15 protein-coding genes are annotated in these 16,617 nt (G+C 44.3%); all 15 read left to right on the top strand.

Features of this window, described 5'->3' with window-relative positions:
- Positions 1 to 325: 325 nt before the first annotated feature.
- The 15 genes from DWW85_RS01050 (at position 326) to DWW85_RS01120 (ending at position 16,604) form a co-directional block, all read left to right on the top strand.
- Entirely contained in the window at positions 326 to 1,315 is a 990-nt protein-coding gene (locus tag DWW85_RS01050) for a PLP-dependent cysteine synthase family protein (RefSeq protein ID WP_181986470.1), read from the top strand.
- Between the two features lie 200 nt (positions 1,316 to 1,515).
- Complete coding sequence (locus tag DWW85_RS01055) at positions 1,516 to 2,844, top strand: lanthionine synthetase LanC family protein (RefSeq protein ID WP_117807206.1); 1,329 nt, start codon at positions 1,516 to 1,518, stop codon at positions 2,842 to 2,844.
- A gap of 111 nt (positions 2,845 to 2,955) precedes the next feature.
- Positions 2,956 to 3,300: a YhdT family protein gene (locus tag DWW85_RS01060; RefSeq protein WP_008402630.1), complete on the top strand. Its 345-nt coding sequence runs from the start codon at positions 2,956 to 2,958 to the stop codon at positions 3,298 to 3,300.
- Between the two features lie 2 nt (positions 3,301 to 3,302).
- Complete coding sequence (locus DWW85_RS01065; RefSeq protein WP_117785700.1) at positions 3,303 to 4,805, top strand: hypothetical protein; 1,503 nt, start codon at positions 3,303 to 3,305, stop codon at positions 4,803 to 4,805.
- 666 nt (positions 4,806 to 5,471) lie between these two features.
- Complete coding sequence (locus tag DWW85_RS01070; protein ID WP_181986471.1) at positions 5,472 to 6,515, top strand: L-threonylcarbamoyladenylate synthase; 1,044 nt, start codon at positions 5,472 to 5,474, stop codon at positions 6,513 to 6,515.
- A gap of 236 nt (positions 6,516 to 6,751) precedes the next feature.
- Positions 6,752 to 7,180: a ribose 5-phosphate isomerase B gene (gene rpiB, locus DWW85_RS01075; RefSeq protein ID WP_021944910.1), complete on the top strand. Its 429-nt coding sequence runs from the start codon at positions 6,752 to 6,754 to the stop codon at positions 7,178 to 7,180.
- A gap of 626 nt (positions 7,181 to 7,806) precedes the next feature.
- A complete protein-coding gene (locus tag DWW85_RS01080) occupies positions 7,807 to 8,115 on the top strand; it encodes a hypothetical protein (protein WP_021944909.1) in 309 nt (102 codons plus the stop codon).
- Between the two features lie 38 nt (positions 8,116 to 8,153).
- On the top strand, positions 8,154 to 10,202 hold the full coding sequence (locus DWW85_RS01085) for a V-type ATP synthase subunit I (RefSeq protein ID WP_117807208.1): 2,049 nt from the start codon (positions 8,154 to 8,156) through the stop codon (positions 10,200 to 10,202).
- A gap of 5 nt (positions 10,203 to 10,207) precedes the next feature.
- Positions 10,208 to 10,681 (top strand): V-type ATP synthase subunit K, encoded by a 474-nt coding sequence (locus DWW85_RS01090; protein ID WP_008402619.1) that lies wholly within the window; start codon positions 10,208 to 10,210, stop codon positions 10,679 to 10,681.
- A 51-nt stretch (positions 10,682 to 10,732) separates the two neighbouring features.
- On the top strand, positions 10,733 to 11,326 hold the full coding sequence (locus DWW85_RS01095; protein ID WP_117807209.1) for a V-type ATP synthase subunit E family protein: 594 nt from the start codon (positions 10,733 to 10,735) through the stop codon (positions 11,324 to 11,326).
- 13 nt (positions 11,327 to 11,339) lie between these two features.
- Positions 11,340 to 12,311 (top strand): V-type ATPase subunit, encoded by a 972-nt coding sequence (locus DWW85_RS01100; protein WP_117807210.1) that lies wholly within the window; start codon positions 11,340 to 11,342, stop codon positions 12,309 to 12,311.
- Entirely contained in the window at positions 12,304 to 12,624 is a 321-nt protein-coding gene (locus DWW85_RS01105; RefSeq protein ID WP_021944905.1) for a V-type ATP synthase subunit F, read from the top strand. Before DWW85_RS01100 ends, DWW85_RS01105 begins: the two co-directional genes overlap by 8 nt.
- 21 nt (positions 12,625 to 12,645) lie before the next feature.
- Positions 12,646 to 14,409 carry a V-type ATP synthase subunit A gene (locus tag DWW85_RS01110; protein ID WP_117807211.1) on the top strand — a complete coding sequence of 588 codons (1,764 nt, stop codon included), beginning with the start codon at positions 12,646 to 12,648 and terminating at the stop codon, positions 14,407 to 14,409.
- Positions 14,410 to 14,413: 4 nt separating this feature from the next.
- Positions 14,414 to 15,784 (top strand): V-type ATP synthase subunit B, encoded by a 1,371-nt coding sequence (locus tag DWW85_RS01115; protein ID WP_117807212.1) that lies wholly within the window; start codon positions 14,414 to 14,416, stop codon positions 15,782 to 15,784.
- 154 nt (positions 15,785 to 15,938) lie between these two features.
- Positions 15,939 to 16,604: a V-type ATP synthase subunit D gene (locus DWW85_RS01120; RefSeq protein ID WP_021944903.1), complete on the top strand. Its 666-nt coding sequence runs from the start codon at positions 15,939 to 15,941 to the stop codon at positions 16,602 to 16,604.
- Positions 16,605 to 16,617: the final 13 nt, after the last annotated feature.

Below are 16,617 nucleotides of genomic sequence, written 5' to 3' on the forward strand. Positions count from 1 at the left end.
TGTGAATCGCAATGTAATAGTGTTAGCCGGTGTAACTGTTATAAGAGTTACAGATTGGTTCGGTTATAAGCTGTGGTTATAACCAGTTAAAATATTTTGACTGGTTGACAAATTATGGAACTGTCACTATAATAGGCGCATAACATATAAAACCTACTTTAATACTATGATAAAGAAACGCTATAAGATGTGCCGGATGAGAAAATCATTTATCCAGAGTTGGATGGTGACTTGCAAACAGACATTTACCCGGAGGTTGATGCTTCCGGGTTTTATAACGGCAATAAAACATACTAACCAGATAGGAAAAGGGAGAAATAGAAAAATGGCAAATATTCATTCATCAATTACAGAACTTGTAGGACATACCCCATTGGTAGAATTCGTAAATTATGAAAAAGAGTTAGGGCTGAACGCCCACCTCCTTGGTAAGCTGGAGTATTTCAATCCATCAGGAAGCGTAAAGGACCGTGCAGCTCTTAACATGATCTTAGAGGCAGAGAAATCAGGTAAACTGAAGCCGGGCGGAACGATCCTTGATTTTACAAGTGGAAATACAGGAATTGCAACAGCAGCATTTGCAAATTCCAGAGGGTATAAATATGTAGTAGTCATTCAGCCGGGAGTATCAGTAGAACGTACATTGATCTTAAAGGCATATGGCGTAGAACTGCTTCAGGCAGCCGATGTACCGGGCTTCATGGAGATGCTGCAGAACGGTGGTTTAAGCATGGCAAAGCTTACAGTTATCATGAACAAATATGCAGATGAGCATGGTTACTTCTATATTGATCAAGGAACAAATCCTGATAACCCGGAAGCGCATTACCGTACAACGGGTCCTGAGATCTGGGAGGATACAGACGGAAATGTTGATTATGTGGTAGCACTGGTCGGAACCGGTGGAACACTGGCTGGTCTGTCCAGATATTTCAAAGAGAAAAATCCTGGTATCAAGATCATCGGCGCACAGCCGGCAGTACAGTCCAGAAAGAATGTCAATCATCCGGAAGCAAATACGATCGACGGCGTACTTGCATTTAACGATGTTCCGGCACAGAGTGTTCCGGTATTCTTCAATCCGGAGCAGGTCCCATATGATGAATGTCTGGATATTGTAGCAGAAGATGCATATGAGACAGGAAGAAGACTGGTAAAGAGTGATGGCGTATTCCTCGGACAGTCAGCGGCAGCAGCATTAAAGGCAGCAACAATCATAGCTGAGCGTCCGGAAGCATCAGGAAAGAATATTGCAATCATCATGGCTGACAACGCATTCAAATATCTGTCAACCAAGATGTATGCGGAGGAATAAAGGAATATCGTATGTTTTATATTACGTATAATATATGTTTTGACTTACCAAAACAGAGGCATTTGTGTCCGCCAGTACTTGATGGTGCATAAGCAGCATCTTAGTACTGCTGCAGGACACAACGAGCGGGAGCGTCCTCTGTTTGGTAAGGTCAAGAACATATATACGTAATATAAAACATAGAACAGGAAGGAGACAACATGGCAGACTATCTTACATATGCGAAAGAAACCATGAATTTCATAAACAGCCGGAAGAAACAGGGACCGGAAGGTATCTACTGGTCTTTGCAGGATGCGGCAGAAGGAAGATCCATTTATTATGATGAGATCTGTATGTATGCCGGGGCGTCCGGAATCATCGTATTTCTTCTGGGATTATATCAGGCGACGAATGATGTGAGCTATCTGCAGGAGGCAGAAGAAGCAGCCCCATATATCCGTTATCGTTTTGATCATGACCGGGATCTGAAAAGAAACTTTTCAAAATACGCATTTTCCAGTGGCTGGAGCGGAGCAGGCTTTGCCATGATACAGCTCTATAAGACAACCGGAAATGAGAAATATAAAACATTTGTGGCAGATATTATTGAGTCTGCAAAGGCAGATGCAAAGCCCGGAAAAAATGGCAGAGGTTATAGCTGGACTTCATTTCCGGGTATCGTAGGAGATGCCGGAACGGTTCTGTTCTTCTTATATGCAGCAAAAACATTTGGCAGAGAGGACTGGACAGCATTTGCTGCAAAAGCAGGAGAGAATTTCCTCGGGCAGCGTCATGATGCTGGAAACGGAACCTGTTGGTATCCGGGTGTAGATCCTGTTTACTTTGGAGCAAAAGAAGATTATATCGATCCGAACTTCCCGATGGGAACCGGAGGAATCGGATTTGTACTGCTGAATCTGTACGAAGCATCCGGTGATCATAGGTTCTTAGATGCGACAAAGGGAATCGCGGATTTCATGATCGCACAGGCGGTTAAGATGAAGGCAGGAAGCCTGATTCCACATGGTTTGCCGGATCGTAAGGATCTGTTCTATCTTGGCTATTGTCATGGCCCGGCGGGAACAAATCGTTTCTTCTATAAATTATATGAGATGACAGGAGAAGACCGGTATAAGCGGTATATCGATATGCTGACACAGGGTGTAATTGATACAGGCGCACCTGAGGTTCGGACGGAAGGATACTGGAATACTTACAATATCTGCTGCGGAACTGCGGGCCTGTTAAATATGTATCTGGGTCTGTGGGCTGCATTTGGTGATGAGACTTATCTGGAACAGGCAAAGAGGTGCGGTAAGGTCATCACAGACGGAGCAACGATCACAGACGGTACGGAAGGAAGAGAGTGCGCATGGAGATTTGCACTTGACCGTGTCGCACCGGATGCATTAAGTACACCGATCGGTTTATTCGATGGTGCAGCAGGTATCGGAGCTGTATTGCTGCAGCTTGCTTCTGCAGAAAAGGGTCAGTTCCATGCGACAAGAATGCTGGACGATCCATTTCCGGAGAAGAACAAACTATGATAAAACGATTGAAGATTTTATATGCGTAAATAACAGTGATTATTTTACTCGGTGAATGATTTTTTCGTTTCATAATTATTCAAAAACTTACGTTGAGAGGAGACACATAAGATGAGTCAGATAAATAACAACATTGATCCTGACAGCAGGGATTATGATTTGAAATCAATAGAGCCGGATGAGCGTTTCACCCAGACAACAAAGGAATTCTGGATCACGCTTGGAACCTATCTGGTATTTATGGTGCTGATGATCGCCAACCTGTATCTGGTGGGTGGTAAGGATGTATCAAAGTACAAATACATTCTTGGATTTCCACAGTGGATTTTTAATGAGATCATTATTTTGATCGCAATGGTAGTAGCGGTTATTCTGGTTGTAACATTTGTATATCGTGACATGGATGTTACTCCAAACGGAAAATTAAAAGAAAGAAAACATAAGGAGGGCAAATAGAGATGAACTTATCTACAAATCAGAGAATTATAATCATTACTGTATTTGCCGCATATACGATTTTCCAGTTGGTATACAGTCTTGTTACCAGAAAAGCAATGGCAAATGGAAAAGGTGATTACCTGAGCAAATTCTATACCGGCGGCAGAAGCGGTGGTGTGCTTGTAACTGCCATGATGGTATCAGCTGGTGTTGCCGGTGCCGGAGTATTCATGGGTGTACCGGGTTATACATATACATTTGGTGCGACCTGGATGGTCTGCTGTTTCTGGTCCATGTGCACGAACTTCATGGTACTTGGACTGATCGGTAAGCGTGTCGGTATCGTAGCCAGAAGAACGGATTCCAAGACATTTGTTGAACTTCTGATGCACAGATATAATAACAGCAAGATCGTTGGTGCGCTCTGCGGACTGGTTATCCTGTTCTTCCTTGGCGCATTTGCCGTATCTACAATTACCGGCGGCGGAAGAATCTTCCAGATCTTAACCGGTCAGGATTATCGTATCGGACTTGCTATTTTCACTGTACTGGTTATCATCGCAGCCATCACGGGTGGTATTAAAGGCATTGCATCTGCGATCGTTTTTCAGGGAATTATCATGACAGTTTCCGTTATTATCTTATTTATCATGGGCATCAACGGAACAGATCTCAGCTATACAGAGACGATCCAGTCATTAGTTAAGAGTAATCCGGACTGGTTCGTACCTGCAAGTGTAAAGACGGTTCTTTCGTTTGCATTCTTATGGGGTATCACAACCTGTACAATGCCTCATGTAACAATGACAACGCTTACTTATAAGGATACACAGACTCTGCATCGTGCGATCAAGGTTGGTGCGGTTGTAGTTGCAATCTGGCTCATTGGCTTAAATGGTCTGTGCTTCACGATCAAATATATGTTCCCGGAAGGAAGCCTTGCAACTCCTGACCTTGGTATTCCGACACTTGCAGTAAGTGTAATGCCTGCATGGGCAGCAGGTCTGGTTCTCGCCGGTGTATGTGGTGCGGTTCAGTCATCTGTTGGTGGAATGATCGTATCTCTTGCAGGAACGATCGTCAGTGATCTGTACAAGAACCTGTTCAATAAAGATGCAAAGCAGGAGACATTAAAGAAGTTAAATGTTATCAGTGTTATCGTTGTTGCTCTTGTCGTATTCTTATTTGCATGTGATCCACCGGAACTTCTGGCTTCATTGATCACTTATGCGACCGGTGGTATGACAGTAGCATTTCTTCATACTTTGCTTCTCGGACTGTTCTGGAAGCGAGCAAATGAGTATGGCGCGATCGCAGGTATCATCAGTGGTATTGGCTTATATCTCCTGATCGATATGGGTGTTCTGCCAATCTCACTTGGTTTCAATTCCTGTATCGTTGCCTGCCTGATCTCCACGATCATTATGGTGGTTGTCAGCCTTGCAACGCCGAAGTGCCCATATCGTGTGATCGCCACATGGTTTGGCAAGGAGTATCCGGCGGAAGCTTCAGTTGCTGAATAAAGTTAAGATATATATAGCCTGTCTGGCTGTAGACTAGACCACTGCACTATGACTCACTGTGGTTTCGATGAGCTGCATATACCTGATTCGTAAATGTTCCTGTGCTAACTCGCCCTGATGGGCTAAGACAAGCACTCACATTTGCCGGCATATGCATTTCATAACGAAACCCTCGTGAATGTCATAGTGCAGCGATCAAGTCAACAGCCAGACAGGCTATATTTGCGTTTGTATATGTGAGTTATTGCTTGATGATGCTTGATTTCTGGGTATGGCAGTGGATGAGTAAGTATGATACCCGAGGTGTCTGGTTAGATGTGGGTATGGTAGATGATAAGTAGGCGTCGTACCCGAGACGACTGATCAGATATGGGTATGAGATAGGATATGAGCGCACGATACCCACAAGGACAAGTCTGATGCGGGTATTAGGAAGAATGTTGAGGGAAAATATCCGACAGAAGCTAAATAAATTTGGTATGAAGACGAAAAAACAGGTGCGATACCCAAGAGTGGCATATAATAGAGGGTATAAGTGTGAGAATACAGAGATTATACCCATGATTCGGGAAGCTCTTTTTCACAGGTTGACACTGTGAGGGGATAAGGCTAAAATGAGACTGGCAGGCGATGTGTCTGACTATACAGGTAAGGCTGGTAATTAAAATGAAAACCATAGTAGCGAAAGCTGATCTGGAAAACGAAGAATTATTCCGGAAGGCTTCGGATATATTAAAAAATGGTGGGCTGGTTGCATTCCCAACAGAAACCGTATATGGACTAGGTGGAGATGCGTTAAATCCAAAGGCATCCGAAAAAATTTACAGTGCCAAGGGAAGACCATCGGATAATCCGTTGATCGTACATATTGCTGATACGGCAAGTGTATGGGAGTTGGCGGCAGAGGTATCCACACAGGCACAGATGCTGATGGAAGCGTTCTGGCCGGGGCCACTGACGATCATTTTCAAAAAGAAAGACATTGTACCGCATGAGACAACCGGCGGTTTGGAAACGGTAGCGATCCGTATGCCATCACATCCGGCAGCTATGAAGCTGATCAAAGATTCAGGCGTGTATATTGCAGCACCGAGTGCAAATCTGTCCGGAAGACCATCACCGACAACAGCAGCACATGTAGAGGAAGATCTGTCCGGCAGGATCGATATGATCTTAGATGGCGGACCGGTTGGAATCGGAATTGAGTCCACGATCGTAGATGTGACAGGCGATCGTCCGACAATTTTACGTCCGGGTTATATCTCAGCGGATATGATCAAGAATATCTTAGGAGATGTCATGATCGATCCGGCATTGGAAAGCGTGGATATGAAGGTCAGACCAAAAGCCCCGGGTATGAAATACACACATTATGCACCGAAGGGAAAACTCACGATCGTAGAGGGGGAGCGGGAAAAGGTTGCCGCAAAGATCGCAGAGCTGGTTGCTTGTAAGCAGGCAGAAGGATATAAGACGGCAGTTCTGTGTGATACAGAAAATACGGATTTATATTCCTGTGAAAATGTCCTTGATGCAGGAAGCAAGAAGAATGAGATTACAGTATCTTCATCCCTGTACCGGCTGCTTCGTTTGTGTGATGATATCGGCGCAGACTATATTTACAGTGAATCCTTCCGGGAAGGTGATATGGGATATGCAATCATGAACCGGCTGATCAAGGCGGCAGGACATAGAATCATATCGGTGTGATGTAATGAGCGCAAAATTATTTGCTCGCAAGGATGTTGATTTTGCGGAATGCATAGAATGTGCGAAGCACATGATATAATGAGCGCAAAATTATTTGTTCGCAAGGATGCTGATTTTGCGAAATGCATTGAGTGAGCTATGCTCACGATATAATGAAAAAAGTTAACATAGAAAAAACGGGTTGGGTGACAACCACCCGAAAAGATTTTGAAAACAAGAAAGGCAGGACAAAGAATATGATAGCACTTGGATGTGACCACGGTGGATACGGATTAATGCAGGATGTGATCAAGCATCTGGAAGAAAGAGGACTGGAATACAAGAATTACGGATGCTACAGCGAGGAATCCGTTGATTATCCGGTATATGCAAAGAAAGTTGCACACGCAGTAGCAGATGGAGAATGTGAGCGAGGAATCCTGATCTGCGGAACAGGAATCGGAATCTCTATTACAGCAAATAAAGTACCGGGAATCCGTGCAGCACTTTGTGGCGATTGCTTCAGTGCACAGGCGACAAGAGAGCATAACGATGCCAATATCCTTGCAATGGGTGCCCGTGTAACCGGACCGGGACTGGCACTCAAGATCGTTGACACCTTCCTTGACACACCATTCTCAAATGACGAACGTCATATCAGAAGAATCAAGATGATTGAAGAGTAAAGAAAAATACTATAAACTGCATATACCAGCAAATGTGAGTGCTTGTTTGAGCCGACAGGCGAGTTGGCACTGGAACATTTGCGGATAAGGGATATGTAATTTATAGAAGATTATAAGTAGTAAGAAAAACATCATCTATCAGGGTGGGATGTACAGTTATAGTTTTGTAACAGTTTTTTGCATTGGTATTTAATGTATGTAAAATAACAACAACCATATAATAAGACCGCAGTCAGAAGACATTATCGAGGATTTCGATATGAACTGCATATATCAGCAAATGTGAGTGCTTGTTTGAGCCGACAGGCGAGTTAGCACTGGAACATTTGCGGATAAGGGATATGCTGTTCATAGAAACCGCAGATAGTCTTTGACTGCGGTCTTATTATATGGCTGTTGTTAATCACAACAAAAATTGTGCAAAATGACGTGAAAAATGGTTAAACTAAATTTGACAGTTTGTATTGTTTGTCAAAAATGCCTTAAAAACCGGTAAAATTTCATGACCTTTTGATGAAAAATCTATAAAAGAAAATAAATATTGCTTGAAAAGAGCACACTAACATAATAAAATATTAACAGAGCGGCATTTCATGCCGAGATTAATAATTACGGAGGGAGAAATTATGCTACAGGAAGCCATGAAGACATTAGAAGATGCAGAAGCAAAGGCAGCCGAGATCGTAAAAGAAGCCGGTAAAAAAGCAGAAGCAATTCAGGCGGAAGCAAAGGAAAAGGCAAATGCGATGATCGTAGATGCAAATGCAGGTTCTAAAACAGATCTGGCGGCTATCGCGGTCGACCAGAAGAAACTGGAAACTGATCTTGCAGAAGAAGCTTTGAAAGAAGCATCCGACGAGATTGCTTCCTTAAAAAAACGTGCATCCGAGCGAGAGGGTGAAGCCGTAGAGCTTGTGATCAAGCAGCTATTGTAAATGCTTGAATATCAGGATGCAGAAGGGAGGTAATCATTATGGCGGTATTGGCTATAAAAAAGATTGACATATGCGCCATGAAGAAAGACAGAAAAGCCATATTGGAGAAACTTCAGTCCATGGGAGCTTTGGAGATCCGGGCCGGTGGGGATGAGACGGATGGATTTAAGAAGATCAACACAACCAGTCAGCGTTCCAAATATGAAAAACGTGTCCAGAATACCGACGAAGCTTTAGAGATCCTTGACAGATATGCACCGGAAAAAACATCAATGCTGCAGGCACTTGCAGGCAAAGCTGATGTAGACGATTCTGTATATAAAGAGATTGTTGAGAATCGGCATGATTATAATATGATCGTGCAGAAGATCCGGGAAAAGGATAAGAAGATTGGAAACTGCAAAGCAGAGATTGCCAAATGTCAGCTTGCAATCGATGGACTGAAACCGTGGATCAATATGGATGTTCCGATCAATACGACCGGAACCGAACATACAGATGTGATCATGGGAAGTTTAGGACCCGGTTTTACAGAGAATATGATAGAAGAACTGGTTGCAAAAAGGCAACCGGAGTTATCAGCTCATGAGATCACGGTGATATCTTCTGATAAAGATCAGACATGTATATTTGTGGTATGTTTGAAAACAGAGACGGAAAGACTGGAAGAAGCCTTAAGGGCAGAAGGATTTACCCGGATGTCGTATTTTTCAAAACGGACACCGGAGAATAAGATCAAGAAATACCGACTCACGATAGAGGGGTATGAGGATGAGATCGAGGATCTGAAAAAACAGATTTCCGGATTTGCAGAAAGCAGACAGGCACTTAAGACCTTATCCGATTATTACAAGATCAGAGCTGAGAAATATCAGGTGCTTGGAACTCTGCTTCAGTCGAACAGTACATTTATCATAACCGGTTATGTACTGGAGCGGGATGAAGAAAGGGTAAAAGAAGAACTGAATCAGAATTTTGTGCTGATGGTTGAAACCAGCGAGATACCTGAGGATGAACCGGCACCGGTACGGCTAAGTAATAAGATGCCATTTGCATCGGCAGAAGGAATCCTGGAATCCTATGGACTTCCTGCCAGAGGCGAGATGGATCCGACGACACCGATGAGTTTATTCTATGTATTCTTTTTCGGATTGATGTTATCGGATGCGGCATATGGACTTATTATATTCCTTGCATGTTTCATCCTGCTTCGGAAGTTCCCGAAGATGGGAGATGGCATGAAGAAGTCACTGACATTATTTGAATATTGCGGTATATCGACATTGATATGGGGTATCTTGTTTGGAGGATATTTTGGAGATGTGGTAGCAGTCGTATCACGAACCTTCTTCCATCATGAGATCACGATTGCACCGGTATGGTTTGCACCGCTTGATAACCCGATGAAGATGCTGATCTTCTCCCTGTTATTTGGATTGATCCATCTGTTCGGCGGTCTGGCGTTAAAAGGTTATATGTGTTTAAAGAAGAAAGATTTTGTAGGCTTCTTCTCAGATGTTATATCCTGGTATCTGCTCATCATCGGTCTGGTACTGATGCTGATGCCAACCAGTTTATTTGCATCGATCGCACAGGTAAGCTTCCATTTTTCAGATGGACTTAAGACCTTCAGCTATGTCATTACGATCTTAGGTGCAGCGATCATCGTTGTGATGTCCGGCAGAAGTCATAAGAATCCAGTGCTCCGACTGGCACTTGGTTTGTATGATATTTACAATATCACAGGCTGGCTGTCTGATCTGTTATCTTATTCCAGACTGCTTGCACTGGGACTTGCAACCGGTGTTATCGCACAGGTTATCAATCAGATGGGAAGTATGGTAGGAGATGGAATATTGGGCGCGATCGTATTCATTCTGGTATTCATCATCGGACATACATTTAACCTTGCGATCAATATGTTAGGTGCTTATGTCCATACATGCCGACTTCAGTATGTAGAATTCTTTGGTAAGTTTTATGAGGGTGGCGGAGAAGCGTTCCATCCATTTAAAGAAAATACAAAATATGTAGATATAGGGAATGCAGGCATGAAAACCTGTAAACCGGAAATTAAGGAGGAATAATCAATATGACAATGGGTACAGTTTTAGCTTTAACAGGAGCTGCATTAGCAGTTATTTTGGCAGGTATGGGATCTGCTTACGGTGTAGGTATCGCAGGTCAGGCTGCATCAGGTGTAGTAAGTGAAGATCCAAGCAAATTCGCAAAGGTTCTTATCATCCAGCTTCTTCCCGGTACACAGGGTATCTATGGACTGCTGGTAGGATTCATCGCTTTATCAAAGATCGGTATTTTAAATGGTGCTCCTGCAGAACTTTCAACAGCGACCGGATTACTGATCCTTGCAGCATGTCTTCCAATCGCATTAGTTGGTCTTGTATCCGCTATGCATCAGGGCAAAACCGCTGTATCAGCAGTTGGTATCGTAGCAAAGAAGCCGGATCAGTTCGGTAAAGCAATGCTTTTCCCTGCAATGGTAGAGACATATGCGATCCTTGCTCTGCTCGTATCAATTCTTGCAATTAACGGTGTACCGGTATAAAACAGGCGTTGATTTGAAACATGATTGAACAAGTAGTACAGGAGGATTTGTATGACAGGATTAGAGAAGATCGTTGAACAGATTCTGGAAGAAGCAAACACTCAATCCGATATGATCCTTGAAGATGCACAGAAAAAGGCAGATCAGATTATAGAAGATGCAAAGGTGGAAGCAGATAAGATCAAGGCGGGTTCGGCTGAAAAGGTCAGCCATGTAAAAGCGGACGGAATGGCAAGGGCAAAATCCTCTGCCGACCTGAAGAAACGCCAGACAGTCTTAAAGGCAAAGCAGGAGATCATCAATGAAGTGATAGGTAAAGCCTATAACGGAATGATCGATATGGAAGTTGACAGATATTTTCATATGATGGAGCGTATGATCGGAAATGCAGTACAGCCGAAGAGTGGACAGATCAGCTTCTCAGCCAAAGATATGGAGCGGCTTCCGGCAGGATTTGCAAAACGGGTATCAGAGATAGCAAAAGCACATGGAGGAGAATTAACGCTTGCAGATAAAGCCAGCGATATAGACGGAGGATTTATCCTGATCTATGGCGGTATCGAGGAGAATTGTTCATTAGCTGCCATGTTCCATGCGCAGAAAGAAGAAATGGCAGACAAATTAAATTCCCTGTTATTCACATAAGGGAGGTAGAAAAATGGCAGACAAATATATATATGCTGTTGCCAGGATCCGGGCACTTGAGATGTCCCTGTTTTCACAGGCTGTGATCGAGCAGTTGATTGCCCAGAAAACATATGCGGACTGCCTTCAGTTCTTAGGTGAAAAAGGCTGGGGTGATACAGAAGCCGGAGTGCAGGATGCAGAGACCATTTTGAACAGGGAACTGGAAAGAACATGGACACTGGTCAAGGAGATGGTATCCGATCAGACAGTATTTGACGTATTGTTGATCCAGGATAGTTTCCATAATCTGAAGGCAGCGATCAAAACCGTTGTAGACGGAGAAGTTCAGGCAAATATATTTTATGACAATGCATCTGTTTCGGGTGAAGCATTAGTCGAGATCATTAAAGATAAAGATTTCCGGTCATTACCGGAATCTATGCGGGAATGCGCATTAGAGGCATATGAGTGTCTGGTGCATACCGGAGATGGTCAGATGTGTGATGTTATCATTGACCGGGCAGCCATGCGGGCAATGCTTGCGGCAGCGGAGAAGAATGGAGATGCATTATTAAAAGAATATGCAGAGACAGTTGTGGCAGTTGCAAATATCAAGATCGCAGTCCGTTCTGTAAAGACAGAAAAAGGACTGGATTTTATGAGACGTGCGATGGAGGAATGTCAGACGCTCAATGTGGAACGGCTGATGCGGGCAGCACTTTCCGGTATGCCGGATGTGATCAAATATCTGGAAGAAACACCGTATTCCGGTGGAGCTGCGGCATTATCAGACAGTTCATCCGCATTTGAACGCTGGTGCGATAACCGGATCATAGAGGCGATCCGGCCGCAGAAATATAATTCATTTACGATCGGACCACTTGTTGCTTATGTACTTGCAAGGCAGAATGAGATTAAGACAGTCAGGATCATCCTGACCGGAAAGTTAAATCATCTGCCGGATGATGCAATCAGGGAAAGGGTAAGGGAAATGTATGTATAGAATTGCAGTATTAGGTGAATATGACAGCATCTATGGCTTTGCGACTCTGGGACTTGAGACCTTCCCGGTATCCGATGCAGAACAGGGCAGTACACAGCTCAGAAGACTGGCAGAAAGTGGATATGCCGTTATCTATGTAACAGAGAGCATGGCAGAGCAGATCAAGAAAGAGATAGAGAGATATAAGACGCAGATGCTTCCAGCGATCATCCTGATCCCAGGAGTTTCCGGTAATACATCTGCAGGTATAAATGGAGTAAAGAAATCCGTAGAACAGGCAGTCGGTTCGGACATTCTGTTCAGTGGAAACTAGGAAGGAGCGTGACCAGAAAACGTGGCAACAGGTAAGATAAAAAAAGTTGCAGGACCTCTTGTTATCGCAGAGGGAATGCGTGACGCGAATATGTATGACGTTGTCAGAGTAAGTGAGAGCCGACTGATCGGCGAGATCATAGAGATGCATGGAGATCAGGCATCTGTTCAGGTTTACGAAGAGACATCAGGACTTGGACCGGGTGCACCGGTAGAGTCAACCGGAATGCCGCTGTCCGTAGAACTTGGACCCGGACTGATCAGCAGTATCTATGACGGTATCCAGAGACCTCTGGATGATATCATGAAAATCTGTGGAAATAATTTGCAGCGAGGCGTTGAAGTTCCATCATTAAAGAGAGACATCAAATGGCCATTTGTTCCATGCGTTAAGGCAGGGGACAAGGTAGAGACCGGAGATGTGATCGGAACCGTACAGGAGACAGTTGTCGTAACTCAGAAGATCATGGTTCCATATGGTATAGAAGGAACTGTAAAAGAGATCAAGAGCGGAGATTTCACAGTAGAAGAGACTGTATGTGTGATTGAGACAGCAAAGGGTGATAAGGAACTGACACTGATGCAGAAATGGCCGGTTCGTAAGGGCCGTCCTTATGCAGAGAAGATTCCGCCGGTTATGCCGCTTATCACAGGACAGCGAGTTGTCGATGCATTCTTCCCGATCGCAAAGGGTGGTGTAGCAGCAGTTCCCGGACCATTCGGTAGTGGAAAGACTGTTATCCAGCATCAGCTTGCAAAATGGGCAGAAGCCGATATCGTTGTATACATCGGATGTGGTGAACGTGGAAACGAGATGACAGATGTATTAAACGAGTTCCCTGAACTGAAGGATCCGAAGACAGGATACTCCCTGATGGAGAGAACCGTTCTGATCGCAAATACATCGGATATGCCGGTTGCAGCCAGAGAGGCTTCTATTTACACCGGTATTACGATCGCAGAATATTTCCGTGATATGGGATATTCCGTTGCGCTGATGGCTGACTCTACTTCCAGATGGGCAGAAGCACTTCGAGAAATGTCAGGACGTTTACAGGAGATGCCCGGTGAGGAAGGTTATCCTGCATATCTAGGAAGCCGTCTGGCACAGTTCTATGAGCGTGCCGGTATGGTTAAGACACTTGGTTCGGAAGGAAGAACCGGAGCCTTATCCGTAATCGGAGCCGTATCACCTCCCGGTGGTGATATTTCAGAGCCGGTATCGCAGGCAACCCTTCGTATCGTTAAGGTATTCTGGGGACTGGATTCGGCACTGGCTTATAAGAGACATTTCCCGGCGATCAACTGGCTGACCAGTTATTCGCTGTATGTAGATAACATGGGAAAATGGTTTGAGGAAAATGTCAATGAGCACTGGATGGAAGATCGTCAGAAGCTTATGACATTATTACAGGAAGAAGCAGAGCTGGATGAGATCGTTAAGATGGTTGGTATGGATGCCTTATCTGCAGGCGACCGTCTGAAGATGGAAGCCGCCAGATCTATCCGTGAGGACTTCCTGCATCAGAACTCATTCCATGAGATCGACACCTACACACCACTGGATAAGCAGTTCCGCATGATGGAACTTGTGCTGGCATTCTATGAGGAATCATCAGAGGCCTTGAAGAGTGGTGCAACTATAAAGAATATTCTGAATATGGAGGTTCGTGAGAAGATCGGACGTTTCAAATATACACATCCGGAAGATGTGGAAGCAGAATATGACAAGATCATAAAGGCACTTCATCAGGAACTGGAAGCAGCCATAGCAAAGGAGGACTAAGCATATGCCAAAAGAATATAGAACCATACAGGAAGTTGCAGGACCTCTGATGCTGGTACATGGTGTAGAAAATGTTACCTATGATGAACTTGGTGAAATCGAGCTTGCAAGTGGCGAAGTCAGAAGATGCAAGGTTCTTGAGATCAATGGTGAAGATGCACTGGTACAGTTATTTGAGAATTCAACAGGTATCAACCTTTCAAACAGCAAAGTAAGATTCCTTGGACGAAGTATGGAACTTGGCGTATCAGAAGATATGCTTGGTCGTGTATTTGACGGACTGGGAAGACCGATCGATAAAGGACCGGATATCCTTCCGGAGGAGAGAAGAGATATCAACGGTCTGCCAATGAATCCGGCAGCAAGAAATTATCCATCGGAATTTATCCAGACAGGTATCTCTGCTATTGATGGATTAAATACACTGGTAAGAGGACAGAAGCTGCCGATCTTCTCAGCATCGGGACTTCCACATTCGAAGTTAGCAGCCCAGATCGCAAGACAGGCTAAGGTGCGTGGAACAGATGAACCATTCGCCGTAGTATTTGCTGCTATGGGTATCACCTTCGAAGAAGCAAACTTCTTCACGGAGAGCTTCAAGGAGACAGGCGCGATCGACAGAACCGTACTGTTTATCAACCTTGCAAATGACCCTGCGGTTGAGCGTATCGCTACACCTCGTATGGCACTGACCGCTGCGGAATATCTTGCATTTGAAAAGAACATGCACGTACTGGTTATTCTGACGGATATCACAAACTATGCAGATGCATTACGAGAAGTATCCGCAGCCCGAAAAGAGGTTCCGGGTCGTCGTGGATATCCCGGATACATGTATACAGACCTTGCAACATTATATGAAAGAGCAGGAAGACAGCGTGGCAAGAATGGTAGTATCACAATGATCCCGATCCTTACCATGCCAGAGGATGATAAGACACATCCAATCCCTGACTTAACAGGATATATCACAGAGGGACAGATCATCTTAAGTCGTGAGCTTTACAGAAAGGGTGTAACACCACCAATCGATGTACTTCCATCTCTGTCACGTCTGAAGGATAAGGGTACTGGTGAAGGAAAGACAAGAGGAGATCATTCCAGCACTATGAACCAGTTATTTGCTGCATATTCCCGTGGTAAGGATGCAAAGGAGCTTATGACGATCCTTGGTGAATCTGCATTGTCGGATATCGATATTTTATATGCAAAGTTTGCAGAAGCATTTGAAAAGGAATATGTATCTCAGGGGTATGAGACAGACAGAAGTATCGAAGAGACATTAAACATCGGCTGGAAGCTGTTATCGATCCTGCCTCGTGTAGAACTGAAACGTATCGATGACAAGTGGTTAGATCAATACTATGGAAAGTAACGAGAAGCGCGTGAGTAGACTTGCAAATGGGATGCTTGAGCTTGCTTATAGCAGACGATTTGCAAGGATGCGAGCATGGTTCGACAGAACCCACCGAGCCGTCAGGCGAGGTGAAGCGCTTCACAGTCTATAAACCCTTTATAAGGAGGCAAAAATGGCAGCTACACAGGTAAATCCTACCAGAATGGAACTGACCCGTTTAAAGAAGAAGCTTGTTACGGCAACCAGAGGCCATAAGCTGTTAAAAGATAAACGAGATGAGCTGATGCGGCAGTTCCTTGATATGGCAAGAGAGAATATGGCACTTCGTGAGAAGGTTGAGGCCGGCATCAAAGCCGCTAATACGAATTTTGTCATAGCAAAAGCCGGCATGTCTGAACAGATCCTTCATACAGCACTGATGGCACCGAAACAGGAAGTCCAGCTTACCTGCAAGGATCGAAATGTTATGAGTGTAGATATTCCGGTATTTGAATATACAACAAAAAGTGCGGATGAGAATGATATCTATTCTTACGGTTTTGCATTTACCTCCGGTGATCTGGATGATGCAGTAAAGTCACTTGCTGACATCCTTCCGGATATGCTGAAACTGGCGGAGATTGAGAAATCCTGTCAGCTTTTGGCATCGGAGATCGAAAAGACCAGACGACGTGTAAATGCGCTGGAGCATGTTATCATTCCTGAGACAAAGGAGGGCATCCGATATATCAGTATGAAGCTTGATGAGAATGAGCGAAGCACGCAGGTGCGGCTCATGAAGGTCAAGGATATGATGCTGGAGGAAGCCCATCACTATAAAGAGCATCAATTTGAGTGATGCAGACGAACGA

Origin of the sequence: Clostridium sp. AF17-21AC (assembly GCF_003461365.1) — a bacterium.
In the GTDB taxonomy this organism is placed as follows: Bacteria; Bacillota; Clostridia; order Lachnospirales; family Lachnospiraceae; genus Coprococcus; species Coprococcus ammoniilyticus.